The following is a 12250-nucleotide window of genomic DNA, read 5'->3' as shown; positions in this document are numbered from 1 at the left end:
GGACTGCCCGCGCTTGGTTGAAAGTCGTCAGGTTACGCCGGGAAGAAAATCACCGACGTCAGCAGGAACACGGGCACCAGGATAACGAGCGCCCAGCCGAGGTACGCGAAGAAGCTCGGCATCTTCACGCCGCGCGATTCGGCGATCGCCTTCACCATGAAGTTCGGCGCGTTGCCGATGTAACTGTTCGCGCCCATGAACACCGCACCGGCGGAAATCGCGGCGAGCGTCGACGCGCCGGCCGTCATCAGCGTCTGCGCGTCGCCGCCCGCGAGGTTGAAGAACACGAGATAGGTCGGCGCGTTGTCGAGGAACGACGACAGGATGCCTGTCGCCCAGAAGTACATCGCGTCGATCGGCTTGCCGTCGGCCCCCGTGACGAGATGGACGATCTGCGCGAACGCGCCGTCCGCGCCCGCGCGCAGGATCACGATCACCGGCGCGATCGTCACGAAGATGCCCGCGAACAGCTTCGCGACCTCCTCGATCGGCGCCCAGTTGAACGCGTTGCCTTCACGTGCGGAACGCGGCGTCAGCGCGAGCGACGCGAGCGTCACCGCCACGAGCGCGACGTCGCGCACGAGATTCTGCAGCGCGACGTGCGTACCCCACACGTCGAACGCGATGCCCGGCTTCCATACGCCGCTCATCAGCACGAGTGCGATCACGGCCGCCAGCAGCACGAAGTTGATCTTGCCGTCGATCGACAGCGCCGCGCCGTCGGGCGTCGGATCGAGCACGGCCGGCCGCTCCTCGCCGCCCTTCCGGTAGAAGTACGTATCGAGCGCGAAGAACAGCGTCAGCAGCACCACGCAGATGAACAGCATCGGCAGCGCGAGATGCGTGGTCGTCCAGAAAAAGCTCACGCCGTTCAGGAAGCCGAGGAACAGCGGCGGATCGCCGAGCGGCGACAGCGAGCCGCCCGCGTTCGCGACGAGGAAGATGAAGAAGATCACCACGTGCACGACGTGCTTGCGGTTGTCGTTGGCGCGCAGCAGCGGCCGGATCAGCAGCATCGCGGCGCCCGTCGTGCCCATCACGCTCGCGAGCAGCGTGCCGAGCGCGAGGATCGCCGTATTCAGCTTCGGCGAGCCATGCAGGTTGCCGTTCACGCAGATGCCGCCCGCGACCGTGTAGAGCGCGGTGAGCAGCACGATGAACGGAATGTATTCCTCGAGCAACGCATGCACGAGCGTGCCGAACGCGGCGCCGGCGCCGAACGCGACGGCGAACGGCGCGAGGAACACGATCGCCCAGCCGGCTGCGATCTTGCCGAAGTGGTGATGCCAGAACACAGGGGCGACGAGCGGGAACAGCGCGATGGACAGCAGGATCCCGGCGAACGGGATGCCCCAGAGCGCGGACAGCGTGGCTCCGTCGAGCGTGGCGGCCGATGCGAGCGCGGGCGCGGCGCCAAGCGCGATTCCCGACGCCATGCCCGCCCAGGCGGCATGTCGTTTCATGCAGAACTTCCTTGTTCGAGTAGCGATGGATGCGGCGGGTGCGTCATGCGCCCCGTACGACGATCGCGTGCACGCGGTACGGGCCGTGCGCGCCCAGAATGATCGTTTGCTCGATGTCGCCCGTGCGCGACGGGCCCGACACGAAATTGACCGCACGCGGCAGCTCGCCGCGCTCCGCGCGAATCAGCGCGAACGCGTCTTCATGACCGGCGACGATGCGCGACGCCGGCACGATCGCGATGTGGGTTTCCGGTAGCAGGCCGGCCGATGCATAAGTGTCGGGGCCGGACAGCAATACCAGCGACCCCGTTTCGGCGGTCGCGCAAAAGCAGCCGGTCAAGCCGACGAGATCGCCGTCGCGCGGCTTGCGGCACTCGACCGACAGGCCGGCGCCCGCCCAGTCGAAATCGGCCAGCGTGCGCCATGCGACGGCCTGCGTCGGCAGACCATGAGCGGCAAGATAACGGGCGGCGGCGGCAGGCACGTCGGCCAGCGTCGCGACTTCGTCGACCGTGGTCGACAGGCGTGCAGCCTCGTCGACGAAAGCGGCGACGAGATCGGCCGGCGCCGGCGGGCGCGGGCCCTGCGGATGACGGGCGAGATAGTCGGCGACGCCGTCGCGCTCCGCTGCATCGGGTTCGGCCGCGCGCCCCTGCGCCGCGCGAATGCGCGCGAGGATCTGGCGACGGGCAGCGGAAGTGTCCATGAACGGTCCTCGTGACGTTGGCGTGCAATACGTCGGATTATACCGGCCGCCCCTGCCGCGACGCACCTTCGGCCGAACGGCCAAAGCCTACTTCGACGCGTCTTCCTCGACCGGCTGCGCGATGCCGAAGACCTGCCGCAGGTACGCGAGATACGCCTTGTCGTCGCACATGCTCTTGCCAGGCGAATCGGACAGCTTCGCGACCGGCTGGCCGTTGCAGCGGACCATCTTGATGACGATCTGCAGCGGCACGTAGCCGAGATCGTTGGTGAGGTTGGTGCCGACGCCGAACGCGAGCTTGCAGCGGCCGCGGAACCGTTCGTACAGCTGCATGACCTTCGGAATGTCGAGCGCGTCGGAGAACACGAGCACCTTGGTGCGCGGGTCGCATCGGTTCGCCTCGTAATGGAGCAGCATCCGCTCGCCCCAGTCGAACGGATCGCCCGAATCGTGGCGCGCGCCGTCGAACAGCTTGCAGAAGTACATGTCGAAGTCGTTCAGGAACGCGTCCATGCCGTAGACGTCCGACAGCGCGATACCGAGATCGCCGCGATATTCCTTCGCCCACATCTCGAAGCCGTAGATCTGCGAATCGCGCAGCCGCGGGCCCAGCGCCTGGCACGCCTGCAGGTATTCGTGCGCCATCGTGCCGAGCGGCGTGATGTCGTGCTTCATCGCGTACAGCACGTTGCTCGTGCCCGCGAACTGCGGGCCGAGCCCGTCGCGCAGCGTGAGCGCGACTTCCTCGTGCCAGACCTTCGAGAAGCGCCGGCGCGTGCCGTAGTCGGCGATCTTGCAGTCGGCGAATTCGGGCTTCGCGCCGAGCAGCTTGATCTTCTCGCGCAGCCGCTCGCGGCCTTCGCGATAGTCGGGCTCGCGCTGCGTGTTGCGGAAATAGACTTCGTTGACGATCGCGAGCACCGGAATCTCGAACAGGATCGTATGCAGCCACGGGCCCTCGATCACGATGTCGATCTCGCCGTTGCCCTTCGGCGACGACGTGATCGAGATGTACTTCTCGTTCAGGTGGAACAGCGCGAGGAAATCGACGAAGTCGCTCTTGATGAAGCGCATGCGCCGCAGGTAGTCGAGTTCGACGTCGGAAAAGCGCAGCGAGCACAGGCCGCGCACCTCGTCGCGAATCTCGTCGATGTACGGGACGAGATCGACGCCGGGCGTGCGGCACCGGAAACGGTATTCGACGTTTGCGGCGGGGAAGTGATGCAGGACGACCTGCATCATCGTGAACTTGTAGAGATCCGTGTCGAGCAGCGAAGTGATGATCATGATGACGGCAGCGCCAATATCGTGACCGGCCCCGGCGCACCGCGCGCCGCCCGGTCTGTCGGTCATGTTACCCGAATGCGTGCCGGACCATCGTGAAACCGCCCCGCCGGCTCGCGCTTCGCGCCGCCGGTGCGTGTGCGGGTATCCGCGTTGCGCACCCCATAAACTAATCACGAAACGATATAAGCCGGATAGCCGACCACGACATGCGGGTTTTGCGCTTCAGTTACAATGCCGCTTTTGGCGCAAACGCCACCCCATATACCGCCAAGCAGGAGCGTTTTAATGACTCACGTTGTGACCGAAGGCTGCATCAAGTGCAAATACACGGATTGCGTGGATGTGTGCCCGGTGGATTGCTTCCGTGAAGGTCCCAACTTTCTCGCCATCGATCCGGACGAGTGCATCGACTGCGCCGTGTGCGTCGCCGAATGCCCGACCAATGCGATCTATGCCGAAGAAGACGTTCCGGGCGACCAGCAGCAGTTCACCGAGCTGAACGCCGAGCTGGCGAAGAACTGGCCGTCGATCACGAAGACCAAGCCGGCGCCCGCCGACGCGGACGAGTGGAAGGACGTGCAGGACAAGCTGCACCTGCTCGAGCGCTGATCGCGCGGCGGCCGCAAAAAATTTTTATGTGTCGCGGCTCCAAAGTATTGACAGGTTAGCGAACACTCCATACAATCTCGTTTCTCTGCTGTTGTTGTTTGTTCCCCGATAGCTCAGTCGGTAGAGCGCCGGACTGTTAATCCGTAGGTCCCTGGTTCGAGCCCAGGTCGGGGAGCCAAAAACGCAAAGGCCCGTTGAAAGTGGACAGGTTTTTTGTTGGAAAGCACAACACGCAGATGTACCGATTTATTCCCCGATAGCTCAGTCGGTAGAGCGCCGGACTGTTAATCCGTAGGTCCCTGGTTCGAGCCCAGGTCGGGGAGCCAAATAGCGAAAGGCCCGTCATTCGTGAACTGACCCCGCAAAGTTGGACAGTTAAAGGCTAGGCGCCCAAGGGCTGAGTCCTGTATTGCACGGGACTCAGCCCTTTCAACTTGAGCTTGATGCGTTCGTGGTTGTAGTAGTGGATGTAGCGCTGAACTCGAGCGTGTCGCGCAAATGCTCCACGCAAGTGAAGCGATGTCCCTTGTAGCACTCGGACTTGAGCGTGCCGAAGAAGCTTTCCATCGCAGCATTGTCGAGGCAGTTCCCCTTGCGCGACATGCTTTGAGTCAGCTTGCGTCGCTTCAATTGCCGACAAAACGCCGGCATTCGGTATTGCCAGCCTTGGTCCGAATGCAATAACGGTCTGTCCGTGCGTTTGAGTTTGGCCAATGCCTTCTTCAGCATGCTGCTGACCAGCTCGAAGCTTGGGCGTCGGTCCATCTGGTAGGCCACGATCTCGCCGTTGTACAGATCCATTACCGGCGACAGATACAGCTTCTGCCCGCCGACGTTGAATTCCGTCACATCCGTTACCCACTTCTGGTTGGCCTGCGTGGCGCTGAACTGACGTTGCAACAGGTTGGGCGCGACTTTGCCGACCTCACCTCGCCACGAACGATATTTCTTCGGGCGCAGCAGGGACTTCAGCTGCAATTGCTGCATCAGCCGCTGCACAGCCTTGTGGTTGACGAGATGCCCGGTTTGCCGAATCGCAGCCGTGACGCGTCGATAGCCGTAGCGGCCCTTGTGATGGTCGAACACCGCCCGGATCCTCGCCTTGAGATCGGCATGGCGATCGCCAACGTTCAGCGTCCCGAGTTGGTAATAGAACGTGCTGCGCGCCAGACCGGCCGCCTTCAGAAGTGCCGCTACCGGATGGTGTTGCCTAAGCTCGCGCACTATTTGCGCTTTTTCTTTTGCGCTGCCTGCTTCTTCGCCAGCAGCGCATCGAGCTTTTTTAGGTAGGCCACCTCCGCACGCAGATACTCGTTTTCCTTGAGCAATTCCTCGCGTGTGCGTTCATCCGGTGAGCCGGTTTCAGTGGGTTTGGGCGGAAGTGAAGTGGCCATCTTTCGGGGGCGCCCTCGTCGGCGAGGGGACAGTGCATCGATACCGCCCTCATGATACAGGCGCTCCCAGCCGGCGACGCAGCCCGCGCCACGAATGTCGAACAAGGCCGACACCTGGCCGTATGACAACTCGTCTCGCCACATGCGCTGCAGTACCGATAGCTTGAACTCAGCATCGTAGCAAACGTGTTTCTTGCGCAACCCCGCGTTGCCATGCTCCCTGTAACTTGCCACCCAGCGCCGGATCACCGTACGCCCCACGCCGTGCCGGGCAGCCAGGGACTGGATGCCAATTCCACCGGAAAAATACTCGTCAACGATGCGTTGCTTGAACTGCTCGTTGTACTTCGTCATGAAAAACACCCCAAAGGTTGGACGGGTGTCCAACTTTTGGGGTGCAGTTCATTCGACGGGCCTTTTGTTTTTCCGGCCACCGTTCCGTCTTTCTGCTTTTCGTGGCCCGGCCATGCGCATGCTAGAGTCTCTGTCCCGCATTCGCATCCTCCGGTTCCGTCGATGAAGCATCGCCTCCTCCGTTTCGCCCCCGTCGCCCTCCTGCTCTCCGCCTTCGCCGCCGCACCGCTCGCGCACGCGGAGGAAGTCGGCAGCGTCAACACCCATTTCCGCGTCACGGGTTCCGACCGCGTGGTCGTCGAGGCCTATGACGATCCGGTCGTGAACGGCGTGACCTGCTACGTGTCGCGCGCCCGCACCGGCGGCATCAAGGGTACGCTCGGCGTCGCCGAGGATCCGAGCGAAGCGTCGATCGCGTGCCGGCAGGTCGGCCCGATCAGCTTCAAGGAGCCGCTCAAGCAGCAGGCCGACGTGTTCAGCGAACGCATGTCGTTCATCTTCAAGACGCTGCACGTCGTGCGCGTGGTCGACAAGAAACGCAACACGATCGTCTACCTGACCTACAGCGACCGTATCGTCAGCGGCAGCCCGAAGAACGCCGTCACCGCGGTGCCGATGCCGGCCGGCACGACGATTCCGCTCAAGTAAGCCCGCACCCGCCGGGCGCGCGAGCGATACACTGTCGGTTCGACCGCTCCCGCGCCCGATCATGCCCGCCACCCGCCTTCCCGATTCCGCACGCTACTGGCGCACGCCGCTCGTGCCGGACGCGGATCTGCTCACGGCCACCTACCGCGATCACGCGTTCGCGCCCCACTGGCACGACGCGTACACGATCCCGGTGATTCTCGAAGGCGCGGAACGCTTCACCTACCGCGGCACCGGTTATGTCGCCGAGACAGGCACCGTGCCCGTGATCAATCCCGGCGAAGTGCATACGGGCTCGCGTGCCGCCGACGAAGGCTGGTGCTATCGCGTCAGCTACATGCCGGTCGAATTCATCCGCGAACTCGCGAGCGCGATCGCGGGCCGCCCGCAGGATGCACCGTGGTTCGCCCCCGGCGTGATTCGCGACGCCGATCTCGCGGCGCGGCTCACGCGGGCGCACCGGATGCTGGAAGCCGGCAGCGAGCGCGCGCTGTCGTCGCATGCGCGTGCGCCCGGGCAGCCGGTAGACGATCCGGCGGCCGGCGATCCGCGCCCGTACGATCCGCTCGCCGCCGAAACGGCAATGCTCGACGCGCTGTCGACGCTGATCGCGCGCCACGCCGACGCGCGGCCGCGACCGGCGCCGCTCGCGGCCGACGAACCGCGCGTCGACGCGATGCGCGAGCGGCTCGCCGCCGATCTGACGAGCACGGTGACGCTCCACGACGTCGCACAGGCGGCCGGCCTGTCACCGTTTCACGCGGCGCGCCTGTTCACGCGCACGACCGGCATGCCGCCGCATGCGTGGCGCAACCAGTTGCGGCTGCAGCGTGCGCTGGCGCCGCTGCGCGCGGGCGTGCCGGTCGCCGATGTCGCGGCGGCCAGCGGCTTCGTCGACCAGAGCCACTTCACGCGGCATTTCAAACGGATGTTCGGCGTGCCACCCGGGCGCTGGCAGGCAAGCTGACGCGCGGCTTCCCGCAGCCGGCCACCACGCTGCAACTCGCTCCGGCCCTCACTCGGGCACCGGCCCCGCTTCGGCGAGCGCAAGAACATACAAGCCGGCCCGCCAGCGGCCCGCTATCCTCCCGCTCATGGAGGAGCGCTTCTTGAACAACACACCCGCATCGCCCCCGCGCCGCCCGCTCAACGAATGGCTCGACGGCGCGCGCGACACGATTCCGATGATGATCGGCGCCGCACCGTTCGGCGTGATTTTCGGCACGCTCGTCGGCGGCGGCCCGCTCGCCGCATGGCACGGCGCACTGATGTCGCTCGCCGTGTTCGCGGGCTCCGCGCAGTTCATCGCACTCGGCCTGATCGCCGGCAGCGCGAGCTTCGTCGTGGTGCTTGCCACGACGCTGATCGTGAACCTGCGCCACCTGTTGTACAGCGCGACGCTCGCGCCCTATGTCGCGCACCTGCCGCTGCGCTGGCGCGCGACGCTCGGCGCGCTGATGACCGACGAAGTGTTCGCGGTCGCCTACGGGCACTACCGGCACCACCCGCCCGGCACGATCGGCCCCCACTACTTCTTCGGCTCCGGGCTCGCGATGTACCTGAACTGGCAGGTCTGGACGCTCGCGGGCATCGGCTTCGGCACGGCGTTCCCCGGCCTGCAGTCGCTCGGCCTCGATTTCGCGATGGCGGCGACGTTCATCGCGATCGTCGTCCCGCAGCTCGGCACGCTGCGCTATTTCGCGGCGGCCGCCACGGCCGGCACGCTCGCGTACTTCTGGCAGAGTTGGCCGTACAAGCTCGGGCTGCTCGGCGCGGTCGCCGCCGGCGTCGCGATCGGCGTCGTGCTCACGCTGCGGCACGATCGCACGCGCGCCCGCTCTCGCCCGGAGGCCGCATCGTGAGCTACGCGCTGTTGATCCTCGGCATGGCCGTCATCACGTACGCGATCCGCTCGACGCTGTTCCTGTTCGGCGAGCGGCTGACGTTCCCGCCGCTCGTGCGCACCGCGCTCGGCTTCGTGCCGGTCACCGTGCTGACCGCGATCATCGTGCCGATGACCGTCTCGCCGCATGGCGGCACGGCCGAACTGACGTGGCGGAATCCGCAGCTCGTCGGCGCGCTCGCGGCCGTACTCGTGTCGGCCGCGACCCGCCGCCCGCTCGTGACGATCGCCGTCGGGCTCGGCGTGTTCTTCCTGTGGCAAGGGGTCGTCCTCCCGCACTGGCCGCCGGCCTGAGCGCACGCTCCACCGCGCGCGCTCAAGTTTCCGCCCGGCGCGCCGATATAGGAGAGGAAGACCCGCCACCGGCCCCGGCGCGCACCGGTCAGTCGACGCTGCGCCCGCTCCGGTGCGCCGTGCCGGCGCCGGCTTGCGCGGGCCGCCATCGAGACGATTCATGGGCCAGATCACCCTTTCCCTCAAGGACGACACGCTCGAGTCCCTGCGCAAGGACTACGACGCGTTCGTGCGCGTGTCGCTGAAACTCGACCCGCAATTCGCGACGCCGTCGTTCGAGGATTTCCTGCGCGCGAAGCTGCTCGACAACATGGTGCCGCTGACCGAGCACGCCGTGCAGCGAATGCTGCAGGGCGGCCAGTACGCGTGGGCCAAGCGCACGCTCGACAAGGAATTCCCGGACGTCGTCGCGATCCTGATGCGGCAGGCCGGCGAATTCGGCTTCGGCTTCGCGTCGCGCTCCGAATGGACGCCCGACGAACTCGCGAAGGCGTGCCGCGACTGGGCGAAGGCGATCGTCGCCGAAGCGCAGGGCGACGCGTCGCTGATCGACCCGCTCGCGTCGCAGATCAAGGGCGCGGCGCAGGACATCCAGACGCTCGAGGAACTGATGCAGACGCCTGCGTGGCGGCTCGCGGAATCGCTGCGGCAGCGGATCTACGAGGCCAAGCTCGCGTGCGAGATGAGCGTCGGCAGCACCGCGCGCGACAAGCTCGGCGAACTACGCGGGCTGCTGCGGCTCGGGCTCGCGCACGGCTCGTTCCAGAAGCAGGAAGCGCAGCAGATCATGGAATACCTGCGGCTGCTGAAACCGGAGATCTTCGTCGAGGAACCGTACGACGTCTTCGCGCGGCTCGCCGCGTGGCTGCGCAGCGTGTTCACGCCTGCCGCGGTGCGGCCGGCCCAGGGGCAGGGGCAAGGCCAGCGCCGGCCGTAAGCGCGTCCCGCCGACCGTCTTACTTACCCCACGAAAACGGCCCGGCTCGCGCGAAGCGAACCGGGCCGCCGGACGATCGCCCGTCGCGACGCGTCGTCCGAAGGCGAGCATCGCGACGGCGCCGCGCACCGCTTACTGCGTGGCGCCCTGGGCCGATGCACCGCCCTGCGTGCCGACCGATGCGCCGCCCTCGGTCGCGTCGTCGGCCTTCGCCTTCGCCTTGGCCGAACCCGCATGGCTCTTGGCCGACTTCGCCGCATGCTTCGTGTGCTTCTTGGTCGAATGGACGGCCGACGACGTCGTGTCCTTCGCGCCATCGGCTGCCGCGCCGACCGCATCGGTCGCACCGGTCGTCGCATTGCCCGACGCGTTCGCGCCGGCACCACCCTGCATGCCTGCACCGGCACCTGCCGCCGGCGTCTGCGCCTGCACGCCGGCACCGGCCGCGCCTTGCGTGGTCCCGCCCGTCTGGGCGAATGCGGCCGAAGTGGCGAACGCCGTCAGCGCGGCACCGATCAGCATCGTACGAATCTTGGACATGGCAATTCTCCTCAAGAAGTTGTGCGCCCGGACCACGGCGATGCGGTCCGTTGCATGCCCCGCCGCAACACGCGGCAGGTACGACAGAAGACCGGCGGCCCGCGCGACCGGTTCGCGAATCTCTCAGACTGTTACCCACCGTTTCATTTGCTGACGAATCGCTCACAGTCCTTTACATCCGCCGGCGACGACCCCGCGCTCGCGTGCCGACGCGCGGTGCCGTATGATGCGGAGCGTTTCCTTCCGCGCGTTGCGCACCTTCCTCGTCATGCCCAATCTGGATTTCACGCTGACCGGCGAATACGTCGAGTTGCACAACCTGCTCAAGATCACCGGTCTCGCGGACAGCGGCGGCACCGCGAAGCTGATCGTCGCGTCCGGCGCCGTGAAGGTCGACGGCGCGGTCGAGCTTCGCAAGACCTGCAAGATCCGCGCGGGCCAGGTCGTGCTGCTCGGCGACACGCGCATCGCGGTACGCGAAGCGTAGCGACCGCGGCGGTTCCCCTGCCCGTGACATGGCCATCGGCGCACGCGTTCGACACGGTACGCATAAAGCCGTAAGCTAGCCGTCTCTCAAAATAAATACACAGAGCGCGGGCCCGCACCCGCGCGAGCGCCCATTCCATGTCGCATTCCGGTCTCACGCGGACGGCCGCCGCGCCGCCGTCCCTGTCCAGTCATGCCGCCGATACCGCGCGCCTCGCCGCGCCGCTCGCGATCGCGCAACTTTCCCAGATGGCGATGAGCGTCACCGACACGGTGCTGCTCGGTTCGCTCGGCCCCGATTCGCTCGCGGCGGGCGGGCTCGGCGCGAACTTCTTCTTCGTGATCGTGACGATCCTGCAAGGCGTGCTGTCGTCGGTCAGCGTGAGCGTCGCACATGCGCGCGGCGCGCAGGCCGAGGACCGCGTGCCGCACATCTACTGGACCGGCTTCGCGCTGTCCGTGCTGCTCGCGATTCCGGCCATCGTCGCGCTGTCGCTCGCCGAACCGATCCTGCTGATGTTCCACGAGCCGCCGCTGCTCGCGCATCACGTCGGCGAATACACGGGCATCCTGCGCTTCGCGGCGCTCGGCAGCCTGATCGGCGTCGGGCTGATGCGCGCGTTCCTGCCGGCGATCGGCGCCGCGCGACGGCTGCTGTGGGTGTCGATCGGCGGCGTCGGCGTCAACGGCGTGCTGAACTACGGGCTGATCCACGGCGCATTCGGGCTGCCGCGCCTCGGCTTTCTCGGCTCGGCCGTCGCGACGACGATCACGATCTGGCTCACCGCGCTCGCGCTGATCTGGCTGCTGCACGGCCGGCAGCGCTTTCGCCATTTCGTGACCGCCGCGCGCCCGAAGCTGCCCGTGATGGGCGAGTTGATCGGCATCGGCTGGCCGGTCGCGATCACGTATGGCGTCGAATCGACGCTCTTTCTCGCCACCGGCCTCACGGTCGGCGTGCTGGGCGCGACGTCGCTCGCCGCGCACCAGATCGCACTGAACGTCGCGTCGGTGTCGTTCATGGTGCCGCTCGCGATCGGCCAGGCGGCGAACGTGCGCGTCGGCTACTGGGTCGGCGCGGGCTCGCCCGTCGCCGCGCGGCACGCGGGCTTCGTCGCGCTCGCGCTCGGCGTCGGCTTCATGTCGCTGTCGGGCCTCGTGATGATCGTCGCGCCGCATACGATCGTCGGCCTGTACCTGCACCTCGACGATCCGGCCAATGCGGCGACGGTATCGCTCGCCGCGTCGCTGCTCGGCATCGCCGCGGTGTTCCAGATCGTCGACGGGATGCAGACCGTCGCGTCGGGTGCGCTGCGCGGCCTGAAGGACACGCGCATCCCGATGCTCGCCGCGACCTTCGGCTACTGGGGCATCGGCTTCCCGACCGGCTACTGGTTCGCGTTCCACGCCGGCCTGGGCGCGCGCGGCCTGTGGTGGGGGCTCGCGGCCGGCCTCGCGAGCGTTGCCGCGCTGATGGCCTGGCGCTTTCACCGCAAGACCACCTCGCTCATCGCGGCGGCGCGCTAGCGCCTGTTTGCGCGCGCAACGCGCCCTGGGCGCGACACGACACGAAATCGCGGCCGGCGCTATCCTTGTCGGCTGAGCACCTCGAGACGCCGCGCAAGCGGC

At 66.7% G+C, this 12250-nt stretch carries 12 protein-coding genes, 2 tRNA genes and 1 pseudogene; 10 read left to right on the top strand and 5 right to left on the bottom strand.

Annotation, left to right across the window (positions count from 1 at the left end; genetic code table 11):
• Positions 1-32: 32 nt before the first annotated feature.
• From CFB35_RS05205 to pncB, 3 genes are all read right to left on the bottom strand, one after another.
• Positions 33-1463, bottom strand: coding sequence for a sodium:proton antiporter (locus CFB35_RS05205; RefSeq protein ID WP_089464627.1), 1431 nt, complete (start codon positions 1461-1463; stop codon positions 33-35).
• Positions 1464-1506: 43 nt separating this feature from the next.
• On the bottom strand, positions 1507-2169 hold the full coding sequence (locus tag CFB35_RS05200; protein ID WP_059574025.1) for a lactate utilization protein C: 663 nt from the start codon (positions 2167-2169) through the stop codon (positions 1507-1509).
• A gap of 87 nt (positions 2170-2256) precedes the next feature.
• Positions 2257-3456 carry a nicotinate phosphoribosyltransferase gene (pncB, locus tag CFB35_RS05195; RefSeq protein ID WP_059574026.1) on the bottom strand — a complete coding sequence of 400 codons (1200 nt, stop codon included), beginning with the start codon at positions 3454-3456 and terminating at the stop codon, positions 2257-2259.
• 285 nt (positions 3457-3741) lie between these two features.
• Between pncB and fdxA the strand changes: the two genes are divergently transcribed.
• From fdxA to CFB35_RS05175, 3 genes are all read left to right on the top strand, one after another.
• Positions 3742-4065, top strand: a complete 324-nt coding sequence (gene fdxA, locus CFB35_RS05185; RefSeq protein WP_011544919.1) for a ferredoxin FdxA — start codon at positions 3742-3744, stop codon at positions 4063-4065.
• A 102-nt stretch (positions 4066-4167) separates the two neighbouring features.
• A tRNA-Asn gene (locus tag CFB35_RS05180) sits at positions 4168-4243 on the top strand.
• 72 nt (positions 4244-4315) lie between these two features.
• Positions 4316-4391, top strand: a tRNA-Asn gene (locus CFB35_RS05175).
• Between the two features lie 56 nt (positions 4392-4447).
• Here the strand turns inward: CFB35_RS05175 and CFB35_RS05170 are convergent.
• A pseudogene (locus CFB35_RS05170) lies at positions 4448-5813 on the bottom strand (IS3 family transposase).
• A gap of 162 nt (positions 5814-5975) precedes the next feature.
• On the opposite strand from CFB35_RS05170, the gene CFB35_RS05165 reads away from it, so the two are divergent.
• The 5 genes from CFB35_RS05165 (at position 5976) to CFB35_RS05145 (ending at position 9595) form a co-directional block, all read left to right on the top strand.
• Positions 5976-6461 carry a CreA family protein gene (locus CFB35_RS05165; RefSeq protein ID WP_059574027.1) on the top strand — a complete coding sequence of 162 codons (486 nt, stop codon included), beginning with the start codon at positions 5976-5978 and terminating at the stop codon, positions 6459-6461.
• A 61-nt stretch (positions 6462-6522) separates the two neighbouring features.
• Entirely contained in the window at positions 6523-7428 is a 906-nt protein-coding gene (locus CFB35_RS05160) for an AraC family transcriptional regulator (RefSeq protein ID WP_059574028.1), read from the top strand.
• 127 nt (positions 7429-7555) lie between these two features.
• Positions 7556-8323: an AzlC family ABC transporter permease gene (locus CFB35_RS05155; RefSeq protein ID WP_059574029.1), complete on the top strand. Its 768-nt coding sequence runs from the start codon at positions 7556-7558 to the stop codon at positions 8321-8323.
• Positions 8320-8658, top strand: a complete 339-nt coding sequence (locus CFB35_RS05150) for an AzlD domain-containing protein (protein WP_059574030.1) — start codon at positions 8320-8322, stop codon at positions 8656-8658. Before CFB35_RS05155 ends, CFB35_RS05150 begins: the two co-directional genes overlap by 4 nt.
• A gap of 160 nt (positions 8659-8818) precedes the next feature.
• Positions 8819-9595: a DUF4088 family protein gene (locus CFB35_RS05145; RefSeq protein WP_059574031.1), complete on the top strand. Its 777-nt coding sequence runs from the start codon at positions 8819-8821 to the stop codon at positions 9593-9595.
• 132 nt (positions 9596-9727) lie between these two features.
• Here the strand turns inward: CFB35_RS05145 and CFB35_RS05140 are convergent, their stop codons facing one another.
• The gene (locus CFB35_RS05140; RefSeq protein WP_059574032.1) at positions 9728-10135 is read right to left on the bottom strand and encodes a hypothetical protein; all 408 of its coding nucleotides are present in this window, start codon (positions 10133-10135) and stop codon (positions 9728-9730) included.
• Positions 10136-10403: 268 nt separating this feature from the next.
• On the opposite strand from CFB35_RS05140, the gene CFB35_RS05135 reads away from it, so the two are divergent.
• Positions 10404-10622 (top strand): RNA-binding S4 domain-containing protein, encoded by a 219-nt coding sequence (locus tag CFB35_RS05135; protein WP_006486208.1) that lies wholly within the window; start codon positions 10404-10406, stop codon positions 10620-10622.
• A 137-nt stretch (positions 10623-10759) separates the two neighbouring features.
• Positions 10760-12148: a multidrug efflux MATE transporter NorM gene (gene norM / locus CFB35_RS05130; RefSeq protein WP_059574033.1), complete on the top strand. Its 1389-nt coding sequence runs from the start codon at positions 10760-10762 to the stop codon at positions 12146-12148.
• Positions 12149-12250 lie beyond the last annotated feature (102 nt).

Source organism: Burkholderia sp. AU16482, assembly GCF_002223285.1.
GTDB classification, from domain to species: Bacteria; Pseudomonadota; Gammaproteobacteria; order Burkholderiales; family Burkholderiaceae; genus Burkholderia; species Burkholderia semiarida.
Note: the sequence above shows the minus strand (reverse complement) of the source record. Positions and strands in the feature narration are given on the sequence as shown.